Genomic DNA, 20550 nt, shown 5'->3' on the forward strand with positions numbered 1-20550 from the left:
GGCCTATTCCGCCGCGACCGCCTGCAACTCCTCATGCGCCTCGATCTCCGCTGCCTTGGCTTCGACCAGCTTGACGATGTGCTCCAGCATGTCCTCGCTGTTAACCGTGTGATCGGTGACGCCGGACAGGTACACCATGTGCTTGCCATTGCCGCCGCCGGTGAGACCGACATCGGTCTCGCGTGCTTCGCCCGGGCCGTTGACGACGCAGCCGAGGACGCTGAGCGATAGCGGGGTGCGGATGTGCTGCAGACGTTCCTCAAGTGCCTGGACGGTGCGGATCACGTCGAAGCCCTGGCGCGCGCAGGAAGGGCAGGAAACGACGCGGACGCCGCGGTTGCGGATGCCGAGCGCCTTCAGGATCTCGAAGCCGACGCGGACTTCCTCCTCCGGCTCGGCCGAGAGCGAGACGCGGATCGTATCGCCGATGCCGTACCAAAGCAGGCTGCCCATGCCGATCGCGCTCTTCACCGTGCCGCCGACGAACCCGCCCGCTTCGGTGATGCCGAGATGCAGCGGACAATCGACGACCTCAGCGAGCTGCTGGTACGCCGCCACCGCCAGGAACAGGTCGCTGGCCTTCACCGCGACCTTGAATTCGTGGAAATCATGGTCCTGCAGCAGCTTGATATGGTCGAGCGCCGACTCGACCAGGGCGTCGGGGCATGGCTCGCCATATTTCTCGAGCAGATGCTTTTCGAGGCTGCCGCCATTCACGCCGATGCGGATCGCGCAGCCATTGGCCTTGGCGGCGTTGACGACCTCGCGGACGCGTTCGGACGAACCGATATTGCCCGGATTGATGCGCAGGCACGCCGCCCCCGCGTCCGCCGCCTCCAGCGCGCGCTTGTAGTGGAAATGGATGTCGGCGACGATCGGCACGCGGGAAGCACGGACGATCTGCTTGAGCGCGGCGGTGCTTTCCACATCTGGGCACGAGACGCGGATGATGTCGACGCCGGCCTCCTCGCAACGACGAATCTGGTCGATCGTCGCCCGCACGTCGTTGGTCGGCGTGTTGGTCATCGTCTGCACGGTGACCGGCGCATCGCCGCCGACGGGGACATTGCCGACCATGATCTGGCGGCTGTGACGACGCGCGATATCGCGCCACGGGCGTAGGGACATGGGCATGCTTATACGCGCCTGCGCCAGCAGCGCCAAGCGGCGCTTGATCGCGAACGTTCACGTGGCGCTCACCCGGCAGGCCTAAGGGCAGACGATGGTCGATCCGTCCCCCATGAGAGTCGCCGATGGGGCAGGCGAGCGTCACTACGGGCTGGACTGGCTGCGCATCGCCGCCTTCGCCCTGCTGATCCTCTATCATATCGGCATGGTCTTCGCGCCGTGGGACTGGGTGATCAAATCGCCGCAGACCTACCCTGCGCTGATCGCACCAATGGCCGCGCTGACACCGTGGCGGCTGCCATTGCTCTTTGCGGTCTCCGGCTATGCCAGCCGCAGATTGTTCGACCGGTCCGGCGATCGCCGCGGCTTCCTGAGAGTGCGTAGCCTGCGGCTGGGGATCCCGCTGGCCTTCGCCATGATCGTGCTGATCCCGCCGGAAATGTGGGTCCGGGTGCGCGAACATGGCTATCCGTTCGGGCTCGGTCATTTCTGGCTGGCCGACAGCTGGCATGTGGGCAGTCTTTACGGCATCGCCTTTCCCAGTTGGGAACATCTGTGGTTCGTCGTCTATCTCTGGGCCTACACGATCCTGCTTGTCGGCCTTGTCGGGGCGACCGGGACTGCCATTATCCAACGTACGGTCGATCGGTTGGCGGACGGGTCGCGCCTGCTGTTGGTCCCGATCCTTCTGCTGGTCGCGGCCAAGCTGGCATTGCTGTTCGTCGTGCCGGAGGGCGCGGGGCTGTTCAGCGACTGGTCTGGCCATGCGGCGTATCTGCCGATCTTCCTGTTCGGCTTTGCGCTCGGCGGATCGACATTGCTGTGGCCGGCCATCCACCGCGCATGGCGATCGGCGGCTTTGCTCAGCCTGGCGAGTGGCGCGATCGTCGTTGCGGTCGAGTTGCTGTATCCGGCGCATGAAGTGCCCCCGCATTTGGTGATGGCGATGGATCGCGCGGCACGGCTGGTCATGGCGTGGGGCATGATCGTCCTGCTGCTGCATGTCGCAGAGCGATATTGGAACCGCGAGCACCCGGTGCGGGCGACGCTGTCCGAGGCGGTGTTCCCTTTCTACCTGATCCATCACCCGGCGATCGTGCTGCTTGCCTGGTTCACGCTGCCGCTCGCACTGAAGCCGGTCGCCGAGTTCGCGCTGCTGCTGGTCGGCACGATCGCCGCGTGCGTGGTGGTGTACGGGGTCGGCCGCCGGCTGAACTGGCTGCGTCCGATGATCGGGCTGCGCCCACGGCCCCGGGCGGTGCAGGCGCACGCCGTAAATGGCGCCGCATGACGTTCCCGTACTAGGCATGATGACTTCACTTCTACCCGTTCGTGCTGGGTAGAGACCGAGTAGGCCGCAGGCCGTATCGAGGGCTCGTATCGAAGCACCTTGGAGCGCGGGCGTCTGTCCTTCGATACGCCCTCTCGATACGCCCTTCGGGCTACTCGATGGCTACTCAGGACGAACGGGGGGTGCGTTTGTCCCAAGTCATCACACTCTAGCCACGCCGAGTGCATCGGGTAAAGGCGAAAGCGATGGAACGACATTACGGACTCGACTGGCTGCGGATCGGTGCGTTCGCGCTGCTGATCTTCTATCATATCGGCATGGTCTTCGTGCCGTGGGGCTTTCACGTGAAGACTGCGCAGCCGATGGATTGGGTGGCGATCCCGATGATGGCGGCGAACACCTGGCGCCTGCTGCTGCTGTTCGTCGTGTCGGGTTACGCCAGCCGGGCGCTGCTCGCCAAGGGATCGGGCTTCGGCGCGTTCATGCGGTCGCGCAGCGCGCGGCTGCTGATCCCGCTGGCCTTCGGGATGATCGTCATCGTGCCGACCCAGCCGTGGATCGATCTCAGCACCCAACACGGCTATGGCGCCGGCTTCTGGACCTTCTTCACGCACGATTATTTCGGCTTCCGCGCGATCGACGGGATCGCACTGCCGACGTGGCAGCATCTGTGGTTCGTGGCCTATCTGTGGCTCTATACGATGATCCTGGCGCTGGGCGGCATGCTGCTTGGCCGTAATAGCCTGCAGGCGGCGTTCGACCGGCTGTTCGGCGGCGCCTGGCTGTGGATCCTGCCGACCATCTGGTTGATCATCGTCTCCGCCTGGCTGTTCCCGGGCGGACGCGAGACGCACGCTTTGTTCGGCGATTGGGTGGCGCATGCGAGCTATTTCCCCGCCTTCCTGTTCGGCTTCGCCTTTGCCGGATCGCGCGGCGGCTTCGTGGCCGTGGCGCGGTGGTGGCGCTGGGCGGCGGCATCGGCGGTCATCGCCTATGCAATTGCCGTGGCGATCGAATGGGCGTGGCCGGTCGATGTCCCGACGCCCTACCCTTACGGATTGATCTTCTCGGTAGCGCGTGCGGTGCAGGGTTGGGCGACGATCATCGCGCTGATCGGCATCGCCGACCGCTATTGGAACCGTGATGCCCCATGGCGCGCCACGCTGACCGAGGCGGTCTTTCCCTTCTATATCATCCACCAGACCGTGATCGTCGGAGTCGAATGGCTGTTGCGGCCCTATGGCCTCTCCCCATTTGCGGAGTTCGTCATCCTGGTCGCGACGACCATCGCCGGTTGCTGGGCCTTCTACCTGATCGGGCGCGAGATCGGCTGGTTGCGACCGTTGATCGGCCTGCGGCGGCGTGGGCCCGTTCATCCGCCCGCCATTGCCACGCTCGCGGCAGCCGAAGCGTGAGCGCGCGCTGGAGCCTGATGGTGCATGGTGGTGCCGGGCAGATGACGCGCGACACGCTGACGCCTGCGCAGGATGCGGGCACGCGGGCGGGCCTCGCCGCAGCGCTCGATGCGGGCGCCGCTTTGCTGGAAGCGGGCGGCGCGGCACTGGATGCGGTGGCGGCAGCGCTGCGCGTGCTGGAGGACGATCCGCACTTCAATGCCGGGCGCGGGGCGGCGCTGACCTGGGACGGTAGGGCCGAACTGGATGCGGCGATCATGGACGGGCGCGACCGTCGTGCCGGTGCGGTTGCCGGCGTCACCGCGACGCGCCATCCGGTCGACCTTGCCCGCGCGGTGATGGAACAGCGCGCGCATGTGCTGCTGTCGGGTCCGGGCGCCGACGCCTTTTCGCGCGATCATGGGCTCGAACAGGCAGCGCCGGGCTGGTTCGCGCTGCCCGAACGGGAGGCGCAACTGGCCGAGATGAAGGCCGGCGGCGGCACGTTCGATGTCGACATGAAATATGGCACGGTGGGAGCAGTCGCGTGCGACGCGCACGGCCATGTCGCGGCGGCGACCTCCACCGGCGGCGTAACGGGCAAGCGTTGGGGCCGGATCGGCGATTCGCCGCTGATTGGCGCCGGCACCTATGCAGACGACCGTGCCGCGGCGGTTTCGGCGACGGGCGCGGGCGAATTCTTCATCCGCGCCAGCGTCGCGCATGAGATCTGCGCGCGGGTGCGGCTGGCGGGCGAGGGATTGCAGGCGGCGGCCGAGGGCGTGATCGCCGAGGTTGCGGCGCTGGGCGGGACCGGCGGGGTGATCGTTGCCGGGCCCAGCGGCGAGCTTGCCTGCAGCTTTGCGACACCGGGCATGAACCGCGGGCAGGCGACGTCGGATGGCACGCGCATGGTGGCGATTTATCGGGACGAATGAGGGGCGGCGTCGATATAGGCGCCGTCCATGATCCGCAAAATTATCGTCCTGCTCGCCCTGCTGGCGACGACCCTCGCCGCTCCTGTCTCCGCCTATTGGGAATATGGCCACGAGACGATCGGGCAGATCGCCTATCGCAACGTGACGCCGCACACGCGCGCCGCAATGGACGCGCTGCTGCGGCAATCGGCGCTGCTCGAGACGCCGGGCTGCCCGGCGGGCACGGTCGAGCAAGCGGCGGTGTGGGCGGATTGCGTCAAGAAGCTGGGGCCACGCTTCAGCTATGCCTATTCCTGGCATTACCAGAATGTCGACGTGTGCCGCCCGTTCGACCTGAAGCCCGCCTGCAAGGATGGCAATTGCGTGTCGGCGCAGATCGAACGCGACGTGAAGCTGCTGAAGGACCGCACGGTGCCGGTGCGCGAGCGGGTGCAGGCCTTGGCCTTCCTGATCCATTTCGTCGGCGACCTGCACCAGCCGCTGCATGCCGGCGACCGCGGCGATCTGGGCGGCAACCAGGTGAGCGCGACCTATGGCAGCTACGCGCCCGAGAAGCTCAACCTGCATTCGATCTGGGACGGCTATCTCGCCGAGCGGGCGATCTCCACCCCGCTTTCCCCGGTGCGGGTCTACACGGCGGCAGAGAAGGCGGCGGTGCAGGCCGGCAGCGTCGAGGATTGGAGCCGCGAGAGTTGGCAGGTGGCACATGACTTCACCTATGCGACCGCGATGGGCGGCGATGCGTGCGCGCCGACAGGTGGCCGTGCGGTGCTCGACCAGGCGACGATCGAGAAACTGGTGCCGGTGGCCAAGCTGGAGGTCGAGCGCGGCGGACTCCGGCTGGCGCGATTGTTGGATGAGGCGCTGGGCTGATCGCTGTCGTTCCAACCCGAATGTTGAGACTGTTGATAGTGGAACGCGTTTCCGGATGGTCGTTCAACCAGGTGGTTGAATGTTCGTCGGAATCGCTGGGCAGGGCGCGAATGTCGATCAACGCCCGACACGACCACAGCTGATTCGTAACATATCGAGACCATGGGTGCCGGTTAGCGCCACCCCGCTTTGTAGGACAGCGACTTTGGGGCAGGCCATCTGGTGAGGGCCACGCTCACTCGGGCGCCGTCGCGGGCAAGGCGCGCGCGGCGCACGTGCTTCGACAGGCTCAGCACGAACGGGGTTGATGTTGGCTGTTAGACAAAAGGGCGGCGCACAGCTTCGTGTGCGCCGCCCGCCCATCAGCGTCGGATCAGTTGAGGACGATCGTCACCGCGCGGCGGTTCTGGGCCCAGCTCGATTCGTCGGAGCCGAGCGCGATCGGGCGTTCCTTGCCGTAGCTGATCGTCGAGATGCGCGCGGGGTTGATGCCGCGGCCGGCGAGATAGTTCTTGGCCGCATTGGCCCGGCGATCGCCTAGCGCCAGATTGTATTCGCGCGTGCCGCGTTCGTCGGCATGGCCCTCCAGGCTGACCGGCACGTTGGGGTAGCGCGCCAGCCATTCGGCCTGGCTGTCGAGAATGGTGCGTGCGCGCGCATCGATATCGTAGCGGTCGAGCGCGAAATTGACCGTGTTGCTGGTCACCGAGCGTTCGAAATCGCCGCGCGAACCGGGGGCGAAATTGCCGCCCTGGCCGTCAGCGCCGGAGCCGGTGCCGCCGACCGCATCGCCAGGTGCCGGTGGCAGCACTTCGGGCCGCTTCTTGCTGCAGGCGGCGGTCGCGAGCAGGGCGGTGCCGAGCAGGATCGTGGTCATCAGTCGTGCCATGTGGCGTCTCCTTCGGGTCGTGTTGCGTGCAGGACGCGTAGCCCTGCACCCTTTGTTGAACGTCGAAGCGGCTTCAGGGGCGTAACGGCCCCCAGCCGGGATCGGATCCATCCAGCGGCGTGGGCACGCGGCGCTCGTTGACGCCGGTCAGATCGACCGACCACAGATCGGCCTTGCCGGCGCCGCCCTGCCCCTGGCGATAGAAAGTCAGCACGCGGCCGTTGGGCGACCAGCTGGGGCCCTCATCCTGCCAATCGTCGGTGAGCAGTTTCTCGTTGCCGCCGCTGGGGCTCATGATGCCGATGCGGAAATTGCCCGAGATGCGCGTGAAGGCGATCAGATCGCCGCGCGGGCTCCACACGGGCGTCGCATAGCGCCCGCCGCCGAACGAGATGCGCTGCTGGTTCGTGCCATCGGCGTTCATCACATAGAGCTGCTGCCCGCCCGAGCGATCGCTTTCGAACACGATGCGGCTGCCATCGGGCGAATAGCTGCCGCCGGTATCGATGCCGGGGCTGTCGGTAAGGCGCCGGGGCGATCCGCCACCAGTCGAGACGCGGTAGACATCGGTGTTGCCGGCGACCGCCATCGAGAACAGCACCCATTTGCCGTCCGGCGAAACGCGCGGCGCGAAGGTGAGGTTCGGGTTGTTGACCAGCAGGCGCTGCTTGCCCGAGCCGATATCGTAGACATAGATTGCCGGCCGGTCGTTGAGGTAGCTCATGTACACGATCGACTGCTGGTTGGGCGCGAAGCGCGGCGTCAGCACGATCGACTGGCCGTTGGTCAGGAAGCGGTGGTTGGCGCCGTCCTGGTCCATGATCGCCAGGCGCTTGATGCGCTTGCCCTTGGGCCCCGTCTCCGAGACGTAGATCATGCGGCTGTCGAAATAGGGGCCTTCGCCGGTCAGCTTGGCATAGACCATGTCGGCGCATTTATGCCCGGCGCGGCGCCAGTCGGACGGCGGCACGACGAAGCCCTGCCGCGCCAGTTCGGCGCGCGACGACACATCGTACAGATAGCAGCCGACGGTCAGCGTGCCGTCGCCATTGCCGCGCACGAAGCCCTGCACCAGTGCCGAGGTCTGTGCGCCGCCCCAATAATCGAACGCCGGTGCTGTGACTTCGCCGAACGCCACTGCCTTCAGCTGGCCCGGGGCGACGGGGTTGAACAGGCCGGAATTCTTGAGATCGGTGGTGACGATCTGCGCCAGCTGGCGGCCGAGCTCGTCGGTGCGGCCGGCCGCGGTATCGACCGGCGCTGCGGTCGGCATGACGGGAATGGCGATGCCGAGCGGGGCGGAGATGCCGCCGACCACGTCGACCACCAGTTCGTCCGATTCCTGGGTGCCGGCTGCTGCTGCCTGTGGGGCGGGCGCGGCGGGCGCATCCTGTGCCTGGACCGCGCCGGCACTGCCGAGCAGCGCGAGCGCGAAGAGATGGTGGTGCAGCTTCATGGGTTCATCCTCAGCCGGGTAACTTGTAACGCAGGCTGAACGTCTTCCAGCCCCGCGGTACGTCGTACAATTCGGGCGGCAGACCGCGTAACGGGGCGCAACCCATGAAGGTCGCGATCGCGTTGCGGTCGATCGCATCGACATAGCGGCGATTCTCGTCATCCACGCCGCCATGCGCCTCGGCAATTACCGGGCGGCCGTTGAGCGTGCCGTCGCGGTTGAGCTGCAGCCGGATGGTGACGACGATACGCGACGCGCCGGGTCCAGGATTGTTCTGCCGGTCGGCACAGGGCTGCACCTGGCGCTTGATCGCGGAGCCGATATCGGCGGCGGCGGCGGCGTTCATCGTCGCGCCCGGCGGGGTCGGCGCCTTGGACGGCGATGGTGCGGCGGCAAAGCCCTTGAGCGTGGATTCGGACAAGGTGAAGCCGCCGGGCTTGCGCGCCGGGGCGTTGGGCTTGGTTCCGCTGCTCTTGGCGGTGGACGCCGTCTTGGACGGTGCTGTCCCCGGCTTGGCGGCAGGCTTGGCCGCCGCCTTGGCCGGCGCCGATTTTGCAGGCGCAGGTTTTGCCGCTGGCCTCGCGGGTGCGGGCTTGGCCTTGTCAGGTGTCCTGGCCGGTGCGGCGGCCGGCTTGACCGGCGGCTTGGGCGGCGCCTTCGGTACCGGCTTTGGCGCTGGCACTGGCTTCGGCGCGGGCACAGGCTTGGGCGCCGGCTTCGGGGCGGGCGCGGGGTCCGGCTGCTTCACCGGTGGCGCGGGATCGGGTTCCGCCTCGGGCGCCGGCGCGTCCGATGGCTCGGGCGGGGCGGCGTCTTCCGGCGGGGCGATCTCGGGCGCCTGCGACTGGGCCGGCTGCTCGGCCGCGGGCGGCGCGGTGGCGTCGAGCGCGACGGTATCGATCAGCGAGATATCGACCGGCGTCGATTTGGGCAGCTCGGGCTTGGGCGCGGAGAGGAAGCCCGCAGACAACAGCCCGAACAACAGCACATGGCCGGCGATGGCGACGCCAAGCCCGATCTTTTCGGCGCGATCCATCAGCCCGACATCACGTATCGTCACCGACCGTGAGCAGCGCGACGCGGTTCAGCCCGGCATGGTTGAGTTCGCCCATCACGCGCATCACGCGCCCGTAATCCAGCGCCTTGTCCGCGCGCAGGAAGACCTGCGGCGGCTTGTCGGCCTGGCCGCGCTTGGCGATCTGCGCCAGCACGTCGGGCAGGATCGCATCGGTCACTTCGTCCTTGTCGACGAACAGCTTGCCCGTCGCGTCGAGCGAGATCTCGACCGGCGCCTGATCCTGGTCGAGCGCCTTGGCGCGGCTGTCGGGCAGGTTCACCGGCACGCCGGCGGTCATCAACGGCGCGGTGACCATGAAGATGATCAGCAGCACCAGCATGACGTCGACCAAGGGCGTGACATTGATATCCGCCATCGGCGCGCGCCGGCCGCGGCCACGCTGCGAGGGAAGGTTCATGGACATCAGCGCCGCTCGGTCTCGAGCTGCCGGCTGAGCGTGGCGTGGAAGCCGTCGGCGAAGCGGTTGAGCCGCGCCTCGATGCGGTTGATGCCGTGGCTGAAGCGATTGTAGGCGATGACCGCCGGGATCGCCGCGAACAGGCCGATGGCGGTGGCGAACAGCGCCTCGGCAATGCCTGGCGCGACCACCGCGAGCGAGGTGTTCTGGGCGGTCGCGATGCTGGTGAAGCTGCGCATGATGCCCCACACGGTGCCGAACAGCCCGACGAACGGCGCCACCGAACCAACCGTCGCCAGGATGTTGAGCCGATCGGACAGTCGGTCGATCTCGCTCGCCACCGCCGCGCCCATCGCCGTGGCCAGCCGCTCGCGCGTGCCGTCGCGATCGACCTGGCCGTTGGCGGTCGAGCGGCGCCATTCGGAGACGCCGGCGGCCAGCACCTTGGCGATCGGCAACTCGCTGGCGCTTTCCTTGCGGTAGAAGGCGTCGATATCCTCCGCCTTCCAGAAATCGTGCTCGAACGTCTCGACCTTCTTGCGCGTGGCGCCGAGCTTGGTCGCGAAGCCGATGATGATCGCCCAGGTCCAGATGCTGGCGAACAACAGCCCCAGCATGACGAACTTCACCACCAGATCGGCCTGCAGGAACAAGGCGATCGGCGACAGCGTGACGGCGTCGGTATTCAAAATAGCGTTCATGTATCGGTTTCCCCTGAGGCGCTCAGGCGCTCGAACGTTTCGATCCACGCCGCCGGCTGGCGCCGGGGCCGGCCCGACGGCGCGACCAAGGCGACGGTGATGTCGGCCTGGGTGAGTATCTCGTCACCACGCATGACCTGCTGCTGAATGTCCACCGATGCCGAGCGCACGGCGGTCAATCGCGAGACGACGACCAGCGCATCGTCGAGCTTCGCCGGGCGGCGGTAGCGGATTGCGAGCGCGCTGACGGCATAGGCGCCCTCGCCCGCATCGTGGAAGCCGCGCTGATCGATCCCGGCGAGCCGCAGCATATCCGACCGTGCGCGCTCCATGTAGCGCAGGTAATTGGCGTGATAGACCACACCCGAAAGATCGGTGTCTTCGAAATATACCCGCACCGCGAACCGATGTGTCGCCCCGTCGAAGCGGCCCTCGGCGGGCAGATCCTGCAATGGTGGCGTCATGCCGGAGGTCCTAGCGAAGGCCGCGGCCAGAAGGAACCCCGTTGGTGCTTTGGCCTGAAGCTGGGCCTTCCCCATAAGGCCGTCATTCCCGCGCAGGCGGGAATCCATAGTGGTGACGCCCCGTTGTTACATCGGTGTCGGAGATTATGGATCCCCGCCTCCGCGGGGATGACGGCAGTGTATCAGGGTAGCCGGAGCACCGCGGGGTCGACCTCGATCCACGGGCCGCGCGTGGCAGGGGCCGACCGTGGTTCGACCTGTGCCACCTGGATCGGGCGTGGCGCCTGCGGCGCCTGCACCACCGGCGCCACCGGCGCATTGGCGGCGATGGCAAAGGTCGCCTGCGGCATGGCCGGCCGGAGCGGCTGCAGCCCTTGGGCACGCCATGCATCATAAGCGCGGTAGAAATCGGTATAGGCGCGGTCGAGTTCGGGCAGGCGCTGCGCGGCAAAGGCGGGGAAGGCGTCGGGCGTGACGGTCAGCGCCTCGCTCAGCAGCCGATCGGCAGTGACGCAGAGCGCAGCGCGTGCCGGCGCCAGCGCATAATAATTGTACAGCCGGGTCATCGCATCGTCATAGGCGTCGCGCCACTGGGTGGGCGCGGTGGCGCGATATTCCGCGATCAACGTCCGCTCGGCATTGGCAAGCACCGGCTTCTGCGCTGCAAGCAAGGCATTGTAGCGCGCGATGATCCCCGCCTCCTCCGGCCCGCGACAGCCGAGCGCGGCGAAGTTCAGCCCGGCGCGCAGGTGCCACACGGCGCCGGCACTGGTGAGATTGACGTTGGGAGTCGCATAGCCGCCACCAGGCAGCGTGGCCGGCACGGGCATGCCGACATAGGCGCCGCTGGGCATCGGCACGGCTTGCGGCACGGGAACGGGCACGGGTGCTGCCGCCACGACCGGCGCGGGCTTCGTCGCGCAGCCCGACAGCAAGACGCCGGTGGTCAGGATCAGGGCGGTCAACAGGCGCGTCATTCTTGCTCTCCGTCGCCCCCCGGCTACGAAGATCGCTTGTCAGCGAACAAGGTTAAGATCGGGTAACCCACGCTGGCGCGGGCAGCACCCGGCCTTAGGCCGCGCGCTTCTCCAGCGCGTGCGCCGCTTCGGTCATCAGGGTGGCGATGATCTCGGCGATCGGTTCTTCCTTGGTCACCATGCCGACCGACTGGCCGGCCATCAGCGAGCCATGCTCGACATCGCCCTCGACCACCGCGCGGCGCAGTGCGCCGGCCCAATAATGCTCGATCTGCAACTGCGCCTCGGCCATCGCCAATTTGCCCTCGTCGAGCAATTGCGCGACCTCGCGCTGCTTGGCGGTGAACAGGTCGCCGCCGGCATTCTTCAGCGCGCGCACCGGGATGACGGGCAGGCGCGGGTCGATCTGCACGCTGGACGTGGCATCGCGCGCCGAGGCGCGGATGAAGGCCTTCTTGAAATTGGCGTGCGCCACGCTCTCATGCGCACAGACGAAGCGCGTGCCGAGCTGCACGCCGGCCGCGCCCATGTCGAGATAGCCGGCGATCGCCTCGCCGCGGCCGATGCCGCCGGCGACGAACACGGGGACCTGCTCGGCCACCTCGGGCAATATCTCCTGCGCCAGCACGCTGGTCGAGACCGGGCCGATATGGCCGCCCGCCTCCATGCCCTCGACGACCAGCGCATCGACGCCCGAGCGGATCAGCTTCTTGGCGAGGCTGAGCGCGGGCGCGAAGCAGATCACCTTGGCGCCGGTCGCCTTGATCGCCTCGAGCGCGCCCTTGGGCGGCAGGCCGCCGGCCAGCACGACATGCGTCACCTGGTGCTTGCCGCACACCGCGATCAGATCGAACAAGGCCGGGTGCATGGTGATCAGGTTGACGCCGAACGGCTTGGCCGTGAGCGCCTTGGTCGCGGCGATTTCGGCATCGAGCAACTGGGGCGTCATCGCGCCGCACGCGATCAGCCCGAAGCCGCCGGCATTGGACATGGCGGAGACCAGGTTGCGCTCGCTGACCCACGACATCGCGCCGCACAGGATCGCCACCTCGCAACCCAGAAAGTCCACGCCGCGCGCCATGCGCCGTTCCAGGCGCTGCGCGCCGATCGATGTATTGCTCATGCGCGCCGGCCTAGCCTTCCGCGCGGCATTGGGGCAAGTCTCACCGCCATGCGACAGGCAAGCGAGACATTGCAGATCGGCACGACGCGCCAGGGGCTGCACGAGATTACCGACGCGGTGGTGCGCTGGGTGGCGGACAGCGGCATCGATACCGGGCTGCTGACCTTGTTCATCCGCCACACCTCCGCCTCGCTGCTGATCCAGGAAAATGCCGCCCCCGCGGCGGCGCGCGACCTGGAGCGCTATTTTGTGGCGGTGGCACCCGAAAGCCGCGCGTACGAGCATGACGACGAGGGTCCGGACGACATGCCCGCCCACCTGCGCGCCGCGCTCACCGCGACCAGCCTGTCGATCCCTGTCGTGGGTGCGCGCCCGGTGCTGGGGACGTGGCAGGGCATCTATGTGTTCGAACACCGTCGGGCGCCGCACCGGCGGCAAGTGGCATTGCACCTGGTTGGGGAGTGAGGCGTGGAAGTGGGCGATTACCTTCGCTTCTTTCCGCGGCGGCCAGCGGAAAGCCCCGTTAGCGTTTGTCTGCCCGCAGACCGGAAGGCAGCATGTAGGCCGGACAGTAACGATAGGTCGTGCCCGTTCCCCGGTCGAGCAGCGCGAAGGTGAGCGCGTCGGAGATGCGGACCGTCTGGCGTTCGGTGAAACGGGGAGCAGGACCCGCACCGGCGTCGATGCAGGACTGACTGACCTCGTAACGGTTGCCCTTCCGGGAAAGGACGCGGGCGCGACACGCACGGGTGTGGGCAGTGCTGATGCCGCGGCCATCATACTGGCGAATCGCAACGTTGGGCGCCGTCTGGCACGCGACACCCTTCTGGACGTAGATGCCGGGCTTGAGCCGGTAGACGCCGCCGGGCCGTGCTGAGGTGTCCACGCTGGCTGGGGCGGCAACAGCGGCCCCGAGCGTTACAAGAGCGGTAATACCGGTACGTCGAAGCATCTGGGGTCCCTCGCTGTCATATCTCGACCGGCCTGTAGGCTATCGATCCTGAACGGTAGACGACGTCAGTAGCGCGAGGCCTTAACCCACATCCTCCGCATCCAGCCCATAGGCCGTGTGCAGCACGCGCACCGCGAGTTCGGTGTAATCCTCTTCGATCAGCACGCTGACCTTGATCTCGCTGGTGGTGATGGCGAGGATGTTGATCCCGCGTTCGCCCAGCGTCTTGAACATGGTGGAGGCGACGCCGGCATGGCTCTTCATGCCGACGCCGACGACCGAGATCTTGGCGACGCGCGTGTCGTGGACCAGTTCGGCAAAGCCGATCGCGGCCTGGGCGCGGCCCAGTTCGTCGAGCGAGCGGGGGAGATCGGCGGCGGGGACGGTGAAGGTGACGTCGGTCGAGGCGCTGGCCTGGCCGCCCGAATGCGCGATGTTCTGGATGATCATGTCGACGTTGATGTTGGCGCCGGCCAGCGGCTCGAAGATCGCCGCCACCGCGCCCGGCTTGTCCGGCACGTTGGTCAGCGTGATCTTCGCCTCGTTCTTGTCGTGGGCGATACCGGTAATCAATTGCCGTTCCATGCTTCCCAATTCCTCTTCGCCCACGATCAGCGTGCCGGGCTCGGCATCGCCCAAGGGTGCGTGCTCGTCGACGAAGGACGACAACACCTGCACGCGCACATTTTCCTTCATTGCAAGACCGACCGAGCGCGTCTGCAGCACTTTCGCGCCGACGCTCGCCAGTTCCAGCATCTCCTCATACGTCACGCGCTTCAGCTTGTGCGCGCGCGGCACGATGCGCGGGTCGGTGGTGTAGACGCCGTCGACATCGGTATAGATGTCGCAGCGATCCGCCTTCATCGCCGCCGCCATCGCCACCGCCGAGGTATCGGAGCCGCCGCGGCCCAGGGTGGTCACGCGCGCCCCTAAATCATTGGCGCCGGCCGCCAGCCCCTGGAAGCCCGGGATCACCGCCACGTCGCCGCGCGCGAGGCTTTCCTCCAGCGCGGTGGTGTCGATATCGGCGATCCTGGCCGAGGCATGGCCATCGGAGGTGCGGATCGGCAATTGCCAGCCCATCCAGCTGCGCGCCTTCAGCCCCACTGCCTGCAGCGCGATCGCCAGCAGCCCGCTGGTGATCTGCTCGCCGGCCGAGACCACGACGTCATATTCGCGCGGATCGTACAGCGACGAGGCTTCGCGGCAGAAGCCGACCAGCCGATCGGTCTCGCCGGCCATTGCCGAGACGACCACCGCCACCTGGTTGCCGGCATCCACTTCGCGGCGGACGCGCGCGGCGACGGCACGGATGCGCTCGATCCCGGCCATCGACGTACCACCGAACTTCATCACGATACGGGCCATGCGGTGCGGAAGTCCTTTGGGCTTTGAAGCACGTGCTGATAGAAACGCCGCATGATAAGCGCAAGCGACCCGCAGACGACGATCGATCCCCGCGAAGCCGAGCATTTCGGCAAGATGGCTGCCGACTGGTGGAGCCCGACGGGTTCGTCGGCGATGCTGCACCGGCTGAACCCGGTACGGCTGAGCTATCTGCGCGAGCGGATCGATGCGCATTGGCAGCTCGACGATACGGGATTCACGCCGCTTGCCGGCAAGACCGCGCTGGATGTCGGCTGCGGTGCGGGCTTGCTGTGCGAGCCGCTGACGCGGCTGGGTGCGGTGGTGACGGGCGTGGATGCGGCGCCCGAGAATATCGCCATGGCGCAGGCGCATGCGATACAGTCCGGCCTGTCGATCCACTATCGCGCCGGCAGCGTGGACAGCGTTGGCGACGAGCGGTTCGATCTCGTCACGTCGTTGGAAGTGATCGAGCATGTCAGCGATCCGGCGGGTTTCGTCGCCGGGCTGGCGGCGGCGCTGGCGCCGGGCGGGCTGCTGGTTCTCTCCACCCCGAACCGCACTGCGCTGTCGCGGCTGGCGATGATTGCGCTGGCCGAGGGCACCGGGCGTATCCCCAAGGGCACGCATGATTGGGACAAGTTCCTGACGCCCGGCGAACTGACCGCGCTGATCGAGGCGGCAGGGCTGAGGGTGATCGACACGCGGGGGCTGGGCTTCTCGGTGGCGAAGGGCTTCGTGCTGAGCGAGGATGTGGGGCTGGATTATTTCGTGACGGCGGTGCGCTAGGTCGTACTGATCGGCTCCCCGGCGAAGGCCGGGGCCTAGTTGTAGGACGTGGGTGGCGGTTGCCGCGCTCCGTTACCGCCACCTGTCCGCCTGGGCCCCGGCCTTCGCCGGGGAACTGTTTGGGAGGGTATCTCCCTGCTCTGCTACAGGAAGCTCAGGCCATGACGTTGCGGCCGCGTGTGACGGTGGCGGTGTGGCCCACGCTGGCGCCGGCGGATTTGGTCTTCACGTCGTCGGACATCAGCCAGTCGTTGGTCACGCGATCGGGCGTGATGGTCAGTGCCATGTAGCCGCGACGCGACGTGTCGCACCATTTCAGCTCGGGGCTGGCCTTGACCAAGGCGGCGGCGACGATCCTGGGGTCGGCCGACAGCGCGCTTTCGTAGCCGCCCGAGGTGACCGCATGGCCGGCGAACTCGACACCTGCGGCGCGCCCGTCCTGCGGCAGGTCATAGGCCCAGGCATTGTGGCTGTCGCCCGAGATGACGACCAGGTTCGCGCCTGCCTCCTGCGCGCTCTTCAGGAAGCGTGCGCGGGCCGCGGGGTAGCCGCCCCAATTGTCCATGTTGTTGGGCAGGCCGGCCTTGGACGCCATCAGCCCGGTGGTGACGTAGTTTCGCGTCCGCTGCGGCGCGTCCTTGGTGATCCAGTCCAGCGCATTCGCCGGAGTCATGGTCTGGCCCATGATCGTGCCGAAGCCGACCACCTGCCACGTCTGCCCGGCCTTGACCGAACTGCGCATCGCATGGCCGAGCCAGTTTTCCTGCTGCGAGCCCATCATGGTCGCACCCGGATCCATCCACGCGCCGTCACGGAACGCGGTCAGCGCCGCGACCGGATCCTTGTCCTTCAGGAGCGGCGCGATATCGGGCTGGGCGGTGCGGGCGAGCAATCGCGTCTCGGTGCGGAACAGGGTCGCGAGACCACCGATGTCATAGGCTTTCCACGGTTCGTCGGAGACCGGCATCCATTCGCGGAACGCCTGGATCGCCGCGGCCTTGCGCAGATCCCACTCGCCTTCGTCGGGCTGGTGGTTCTGCGCGCCCCCTTCCCAGCTGTCATTGGCCGATTCGTGATCGTCCCATTGCACGATCATCGGCAGCTTGGCGTGCAGCGCCTGGAGATCGGGATCGGCGCGGTAGCTGCCATAACGCAGGCGGTAATCGGCGAGGTGCAGCAACTCGCTGGCCGGCAGCGGGATACGGCCGCCGATCGTGTCCTTGAGCGCCGGATAGCCGCCCGGTTTATATTCGTAGAAATAGTCGCCGAGATGCACGGCGAGATCGAGATCGTCGCGCGCCACGGCATGGGCGTAGGCGTTGAAATAGCCGAACGCCATGTTCGAGCAGGAGAAGATCGCGGCGCGGAAGCGGCGGACCTTGCCGACCGGCAGCGTCTTGGTGGTGCCGACCGGCGACATGCTGCCATCGGGCGCGATGAAGCGGTAATGATAGGCGGTGCCGGGTTGCAGGCCCGCGACGGTGATCTTGGCGGTATGATCGCGCCACGGGCCGGTGATCTGCACGCCGCCGCCAGCGACGCGGGCGAAGTCGGGCGTCTCGGACAGTTCGACCTTCAACTCGACTGCGCCGCCATCGGCCGGCACGTAGCGCGTCCAGAGCAGCATCGAATCGCTCGCCGGCTCACCGCTCGCCACGGCATGGGTGAAGCCGCGGCGGCTTGCGACGGTCGCGGTCTGCGCGAAGCCCGGAATGGCCAGCGCGCCGAGGCCCAGCGTGCCGGTCAGCAGCACGGAACGACGGTCGAGCGTGAATTCCATGGCAAGTCTCCTGTAAAGACTCGCGCGTTGCGCCGCTTGTATGGCGTGCGCGTGACAGCGGCGGCTCACGCTGCGGTGAGACGGCGCTCCCGCTTGGCCGCGACCAGCCCGGCATAATAGGCCATCAGCTCCTCGGTATGCTCGCGGTCGCTGCGCACGCGGCCAGCGGCGGCGCGGGCGGCGCCGCGCAACAGCACCTGATCGCGCGCAAACAGCCGCTCGATTGCCGCGGCACAGGCTTGCGGATCGCGCGCGGCGAAGAGTTCGGAGCTATGCGGATCGGCGATCTCGGCACAGCCACCGGTATCGGGGACGATCAGCGGCAGCCCCGCCGCCATCGCTTCTGCCGCGACCAGCCCGAACGGCTCCGCCTCCGCGCCGTGGATCAGCGCATCGCAGCTCGCCACGATCCGCGCCAGGCGCTCGCGGTCATAAACCGGCGCGAACATGCAGACGTGTGGCGATCCGGCGATATGCTTCTCGATCTGCCGGCTGGCGACGCCGGTACCCAGCAGGATCATTCCCACCGGAATGTTGGTGCCGGCCTGGACCACGGCATCGGCGACGAGGTGCCAGCGCTTTTCCGGGTGATGCCGGCCGAGCCCCAGCAGCAGATGTCCGTCGGGCGGCAGATCGAGCTGCGCCAGCAGCGCCGCCCGCAGCCGCTCGTCGCGCAGATCGGGCGAGAAATGCCCGCGCTCGATGCCGAGCGGCATGGCCGCGTCGATGCGCAGGCCGCGGGCGCTCAAGCGCTTCTCCAGCGCAGGGCCATTGGTGACCACCGCATCGTAGCTGTCGAGGAAGCGGCCCATATAGCGGCTGTACCAGGCAAAGGCGCGCTCGATCCGCGCTTGCGGGCCCAGTGCTTCGAACCAGCGCAGCGCATAAGCAGCCACATTGTCGTTATGCATGAAGAAGACGCGCGCCGGGCGGTGGCCGGGCCTGGGCTGCCACTGTCCGACGATCCAGGCCGGCCGCCACGGCGACGATGTCTCGACCAGATCGGGCTGCAACGAATCGAGCAGCTCGACGATCGGTGCGGCATCCCAGAACAGGCCGTAATTATGATCGAACGGCAGGCGCCCGGTCTTGACGTAGATGATCCGGCCGCCGCCCGGCCGCTCCTCGACGCTGTCTTCCCGCCCCGCGGCGATGACGATCAGCTCGTGACCGAGATCGGCCATGATGCCCATCTTGCGATCGATATAGGTGCGCACCCCGCCACCGGTCGGCGAGTAGAATTCGTTGACGTCGACGATACGCATTACCCGATCCCCCGATCTCGTTCTCGCGCCCTCAAGCCTCGATCAACGCGCGCCCGACACGCGCTTCGGCAGCGGCTTGAAGCCGGCAATGCCGCGCAGATATTGCGCCCGGATGCGGGTGACGACGACACCTTGCGGCACGGTGATCGCCGCCATCGCCAGCGTCGGCCGCATGCGCCGAATCTTGACGTTGCTCGGGAAGCCCGCGCCGTCGCTCCAGAAGTTGAACTTGTCGCGGCCGTCCCGGTCGTGCGTGAACAGCAGGGCGTAGCGGCCCGGGCGCGGCACGCGGATGCACAGCGACACGGGGCCAGCGGCGGGCGTAGGCACCTTGATCCGGCGATAGAATTTGCCCTGCGCGCGCAGCTCGCGGCCGTGTTTCAGGAAGTCGGTGTCGTTCGCCGGATAGACTTCCAGCTTGACGCTACCGGTCCGGTCCATGAGGTCGGTAATGTCCGCGCGGATTGCGGGCAGGCCGCGCACGCACGCCGCCGCATCGCTGCCGAAGACGCGCACCTGCGCGCTCGCCGGTGCTGCGGCCGCCATCAGGGCCAGAACGATTGCCGCCAGTTTCGTCACGCGCGCCTCCTTGCCAGGCCGTACAGACCGAACAACGCGATCAGCACGATATGGACCAGCAATGTGATCGCTGACGTAAACGCGATCAATCCCGCCAGCGTGCGATCCTGGCCAACCAGGATGATCGCGAAATTGGCGAACAGCAGATCCTTGTTCGGTATCAGGGGCAGGCGCGACACGAGCAAGCGGGCCGCCGCCAGGAACAGCCACATGCCGAGCGCCACGGTCGGCAGCGCGAAATGCCATGCCGTCGCGATCAGCACCGATCCGCCGACCAGGCGCAGGCAATGGACCATGAACACCCACCACAAGGTACGCCTGGACAGCGAGAAGACGCGCCGGGAAAAGATCAGGAACGGCAGCGACGTGCCGGCGACGATCAGCGCCGATCCGGCGACCTCGCGCAGATAGCCCGCCGAGCGCAGCAGATCGTAACCGAGCGGCAATGCCACCGCGATCATCGCCAGCGTGATCATGTTGCCGGCGATCGCGGACAGGATGCTGACATCCTTCACCGCCCCGAACGGTGCCGCCACCATCTTGGCCTTGCTGCGCGCCCAGGCGTAGAAATAGGCCTCGCCCGAATAGCCGAACACGACCTCGTTCGCGATCCGCTTCTTGATCAGCGCGATCATGCCGCCGGCAAAGGGGATGTTCCACAAGCGCCGGAAGATGATCCAGTCGCCGATCGGCGGCGACAGATACAGCAGGCCGAACGCGAGGTAGAACCACGGGCTTTGCGGCACCGCGCGATTGAGCCCGGCCAGCCCCGACGCCAGCAGCTCGCGCACCAGCCCGATGACCATGGCCGCGGTCAGCAGGCCGCTGATGATCATCGGCCATCGGCTGCCGACGGTCCTGAGCGGCTCGAGGCCGGCAATGTCTGGCGCGCGCGGGAGTGCCGCGTCGGCCGGGGCAATGCTCATCGGGGCTCCGGTGTTCGGCCTGTCCACTGGCAAAAAAGGCATCCGCTATTGCCGCTCGCGATCGCGGTCCTGAGCCGCTCACATACCCGCACTCGCGCGCGGCGGCAACAATGGTGCACCGGGCGAGTTGTTACGATTCAATGACTTAGGACTATCAACGACTTACGTCGAAAAGACGGTCTGTG

General features: G+C 67.2%; 21 protein-coding genes. 6 read left to right on the forward strand and 15 right to left on the reverse strand.

The genetic code is table 11. The features are described from left to right. Positions 1 to 3 precede the first annotated feature (3 nt). Positions 4 to 1128, reverse strand: a complete 1125-nt coding sequence (gene ispG / locus NV382_RS12035; RefSeq protein ID WP_260600394.1) for a flavodoxin-dependent (E)-4-hydroxy-3-methylbut-2-enyl-diphosphate synthase — start codon at positions 1126 to 1128, stop codon at positions 4 to 6. A 94-nt stretch (positions 1129 to 1222) separates the two neighbouring features. Between ispG and NV382_RS12040 the strand changes: the two genes are divergently transcribed. The 4 genes from NV382_RS12040 to NV382_RS12055 all read left to right on the forward strand — a co-directional run bounded on the left by NV382_RS12040 (position 1223) and on the right by NV382_RS12055 (position 5624). Then, positions 1223 to 2419: an acyltransferase family protein gene (locus NV382_RS12040; protein WP_260596986.1), complete on the forward strand. Its 1197-nt coding sequence runs from the start codon at positions 1223 to 1225 to the stop codon at positions 2417 to 2419. Positions 2420 to 2664: 245 nt separating this feature from the next. Further along, positions 2665 to 3834: an acyltransferase family protein gene (locus tag NV382_RS12045; protein ID WP_260596987.1), complete on the forward strand. Its 1170-nt coding sequence runs from the start codon at positions 2665 to 2667 to the stop codon at positions 3832 to 3834. A 41-nt stretch (positions 3835 to 3875) separates the two neighbouring features. Beyond that, complete coding sequence (locus NV382_RS12050; protein ID WP_260600395.1) at positions 3876 to 4751, forward strand: isoaspartyl peptidase/L-asparaginase family protein; 876 nt, start codon at positions 3876 to 3878, stop codon at positions 4749 to 4751. 27 nt (positions 4752 to 4778) lie between these two features. Then, positions 4779 to 5624, forward strand: coding sequence for a S1/P1 nuclease (locus NV382_RS12055; RefSeq protein ID WP_260596988.1), 846 nt, complete (start codon positions 4779 to 4781; stop codon positions 5622 to 5624). Positions 5625 to 5997: 373 nt separating this feature from the next. Here NV382_RS12055 and pal read toward each other — a convergent pair whose 3' ends face one another. From pal to NV382_RS12095, 8 genes are all read right to left on the reverse strand, one after another. Further along, entirely contained in the window at positions 5998 to 6513 is a 516-nt protein-coding gene (gene pal, locus NV382_RS12060) for a peptidoglycan-associated lipoprotein Pal (RefSeq protein ID WP_260596989.1), read from the reverse strand. A gap of 73 nt (positions 6514 to 6586) precedes the next feature. Then, positions 6587 to 7969 (reverse strand): Tol-Pal system beta propeller repeat protein TolB, encoded by a 1383-nt coding sequence (tolB, locus tag NV382_RS12065; RefSeq protein ID WP_260596990.1) that lies wholly within the window; start codon positions 7967 to 7969, stop codon positions 6587 to 6589. A 10-nt stretch (positions 7970 to 7979) separates the two neighbouring features. Beyond that, entirely contained in the window at positions 7980 to 9029 is a 1050-nt protein-coding gene (locus tag NV382_RS12070; RefSeq protein WP_312026739.1) for a cell envelope biogenesis protein TolA, read from the reverse strand. Then, on the reverse strand, positions 9016 to 9450 hold the full coding sequence (tolR, locus tag NV382_RS12075; protein WP_260596991.1) for a protein TolR: 435 nt from the start codon (positions 9448 to 9450) through the stop codon (positions 9016 to 9018). Before tolR ends, NV382_RS12070 begins: the two co-directional genes overlap by 14 nt. Further along, positions 9450 to 10145: a protein TolQ gene (tolQ, locus tag NV382_RS12080; RefSeq protein ID WP_260596992.1), complete on the reverse strand. Its 696-nt coding sequence runs from the start codon at positions 10143 to 10145 to the stop codon at positions 9450 to 9452. Before tolQ ends, tolR begins: the two co-directional genes overlap by 1 nt. Further along, positions 10142 to 10609: a tol-pal system-associated acyl-CoA thioesterase gene (gene ybgC / locus NV382_RS12085; RefSeq protein WP_260596993.1), complete on the reverse strand. Its 468-nt coding sequence runs from the start codon at positions 10607 to 10609 to the stop codon at positions 10142 to 10144. The genes tolQ and ybgC overlap by 4 nt, the downstream gene beginning before the upstream one ends. A 182-nt stretch (positions 10610 to 10791) precedes the next feature. Next, on the reverse strand, positions 10792 to 11586 hold the full coding sequence (locus NV382_RS12090; protein WP_260596994.1) for a hypothetical protein: 795 nt from the start codon (positions 11584 to 11586) through the stop codon (positions 10792 to 10794). A 94-nt stretch (positions 11587 to 11680) separates the two neighbouring features. After that, a complete protein-coding gene (locus tag NV382_RS12095; RefSeq protein WP_418066794.1) occupies positions 11681 to 12667 on the reverse strand; it encodes an NAD(P)H-dependent flavin oxidoreductase in 987 nt (328 codons plus the stop codon). Between the two features lie 90 nt (positions 12668 to 12757). On the opposite strand from NV382_RS12095, the gene NV382_RS12100 reads away from it, so the two are divergent. Beyond that, on the forward strand, positions 12758 to 13174 hold the full coding sequence (locus NV382_RS12100) for a secondary thiamine-phosphate synthase enzyme YjbQ (protein WP_260596996.1): 417 nt from the start codon (positions 12758 to 12760) through the stop codon (positions 13172 to 13174). A gap of 58 nt (positions 13175 to 13232) precedes the next feature. Here the strand turns inward: NV382_RS12100 and NV382_RS12105 are convergent, their stop codons facing one another. Both NV382_RS12105 and NV382_RS12110 read right to left on the reverse strand, forming a co-directional pair. Then, complete coding sequence (locus tag NV382_RS12105) at positions 13233 to 13661, reverse strand: hypothetical protein (protein ID WP_260596997.1); 429 nt, start codon at positions 13659 to 13661, stop codon at positions 13233 to 13235. 81 nt (positions 13662 to 13742) lie between these two features. Continuing rightward, a complete protein-coding gene (locus NV382_RS12110; RefSeq protein WP_260596998.1) occupies positions 13743 to 15029 on the reverse strand; it encodes an aspartate kinase in 1287 nt (428 codons plus the stop codon). A 114-nt stretch (positions 15030 to 15143) separates the two neighbouring features. Between NV382_RS12110 and ubiG the strand changes: the two genes are divergently transcribed. Then, the gene (gene ubiG / locus NV382_RS12115; protein ID WP_418066795.1) at positions 15144 to 15815 is read left to right on the forward strand and encodes a bifunctional 2-polyprenyl-6-hydroxyphenol methylase/3-demethylubiquinol 3-O-methyltransferase UbiG; all 672 of its coding nucleotides are present in this window, start codon (positions 15144 to 15146) and stop codon (positions 15813 to 15815) included. A gap of 154 nt (positions 15816 to 15969) precedes the next feature. Here ubiG and NV382_RS12120 read toward each other — a convergent pair whose 3' ends face one another. The 4 genes from NV382_RS12120 to NV382_RS12135 form a co-directional block, all read right to left on the reverse strand. Beyond that, positions 15970 to 17595, reverse strand: a complete 1626-nt coding sequence (locus tag NV382_RS12120; RefSeq protein ID WP_260597000.1) for an alkaline phosphatase D family protein — start codon at positions 17593 to 17595, stop codon at positions 15970 to 15972. Between the two features lie 65 nt (positions 17596 to 17660). Further along, complete coding sequence (locus tag NV382_RS12125; RefSeq protein ID WP_260597001.1) at positions 17661 to 18860, reverse strand: glycosyltransferase; 1200 nt, start codon at positions 18858 to 18860, stop codon at positions 17661 to 17663. Between the two features lie 42 nt (positions 18861 to 18902). After that, positions 18903 to 19406 (reverse strand): DUF2141 domain-containing protein, encoded by a 504-nt coding sequence (locus NV382_RS12130; RefSeq protein WP_260600397.1) that lies wholly within the window; start codon positions 19404 to 19406, stop codon positions 18903 to 18905. A gap of 29 nt (positions 19407 to 19435) precedes the next feature. Then, on the reverse strand, positions 19436 to 20365 hold the full coding sequence (locus tag NV382_RS12135; RefSeq protein ID WP_260597002.1) for a hypothetical protein: 930 nt from the start codon (positions 20363 to 20365) through the stop codon (positions 19436 to 19438). Positions 20366 to 20550 lie beyond the last annotated feature (185 nt).

It is taken from the genome of Sphingomonas endolithica, from assembly GCF_025231525.1.
GTDB lineage: Bacteria > Pseudomonadota > Alphaproteobacteria > Sphingomonadales > Sphingomonadaceae > Sphingomonas > Sphingomonas endolithica.

Coding starts and splice junctions, on each gene's coding strand:
- ispG (WP_260600394.1), bottom strand. CDS start 1,128: ATGTCCCTACGCCCGTGGCGCGATATCGCGCGTCGTCACAGCCGCCAG.
- ubiG (WP_418066795.1), top strand. CDS start 15,144: ATGGCTGCCGACTGGTGGAGCCCGACGGGTTCGTCGGCGATGCTGCAC.
- NV382_RS12055 (WP_260596988.1), top strand. CDS start 4,779: ATGATCCGCAAAATTATCGTCCTGCTCGCCCTGCTGGCGACGACCCTC.
- NV382_RS12050 (WP_260600395.1), top strand. CDS start 3,876: ATGACGCGCGACACGCTGACGCCTGCGCAGGATGCGGGCACGCGGGCG.
- ybgC (WP_260596993.1), bottom strand. CDS start 10,609: ATGACGCCACCATTGCAGGATCTGCCCGCCGAGGGCCGCTTCGACGGG.
- tolR (WP_260596991.1), bottom strand. CDS start 9,450: ATGTCCATGAACCTTCCCTCGCAGCGTGGCCGCGGCCGGCGCGCGCCG.
- tolQ (WP_260596992.1), bottom strand. CDS start 10,145: ATGAACGCTATTTTGAATACCGACGCCGTCACGCTGTCGCCGATCGCC.
- pal (WP_260596989.1), bottom strand. CDS start 6,513: ATGGCACGACTGATGACCACGATCCTGCTCGGCACCGCCCTGCTCGCG.
- tolB (WP_260596990.1), bottom strand. CDS start 7,969: ATGAAGCTGCACCACCATCTCTTCGCGCTCGCGCTGCTCGGCAGTGCC.
- NV382_RS12090 (WP_260596994.1), bottom strand. CDS start 11,586: ATGACGCGCCTGTTGACCGCCCTGATCCTGACCACCGGCGTCTTGCTG.
- NV382_RS12095 (WP_418066794.1), bottom strand. CDS start 12,667: ATGGCGCGCGGCGTGGACTTTCTGGGTTGCGAGGTGGCGATCCTGTGC.
- NV382_RS12100 (WP_260596996.1), top strand. CDS start 12,758: ATGCGACAGGCAAGCGAGACATTGCAGATCGGCACGACGCGCCAGGGG.
- NV382_RS12130 (WP_260600397.1), bottom strand. CDS start 19,406: ATGGCGGCCGCAGCACCGGCGAGCGCGCAGGTGCGCGTCTTCGGCAGC.
- NV382_RS12040 (WP_260596986.1), top strand. CDS start 1,223: ATGGTCGATCCGTCCCCCATGAGAGTCGCCGATGGGGCAGGCGAGCGT.
- NV382_RS12120 (WP_260597000.1), bottom strand. CDS start 17,595: ATGGAATTCACGCTCGACCGTCGTTCCGTGCTGCTGACCGGCACGCTG.
- NV382_RS12110 (WP_260596998.1), bottom strand. CDS start 15,029: ATGGCCCGTATCGTGATGAAGTTCGGTGGTACGTCGATGGCCGGGATC.
- NV382_RS12045 (WP_260596987.1), top strand. CDS start 2,665: ATGGAACGACATTACGGACTCGACTGGCTGCGGATCGGTGCGTTCGCG.
- NV382_RS12105 (WP_260596997.1), bottom strand. CDS start 13,661: ATGCTTCGACGTACCGGTATTACCGCTCTTGTAACGCTCGGGGCCGCT.
- NV382_RS12125 (WP_260597001.1), bottom strand. CDS start 18,860: ATGCGTATCGTCGACGTCAACGAATTCTACTCGCCGACCGGTGGCGGG.
- NV382_RS12135 (WP_260597002.1), bottom strand. CDS start 20,365: ATGAGCATTGCCCCGGCCGACGCGGCACTCCCGCGCGCGCCAGACATT.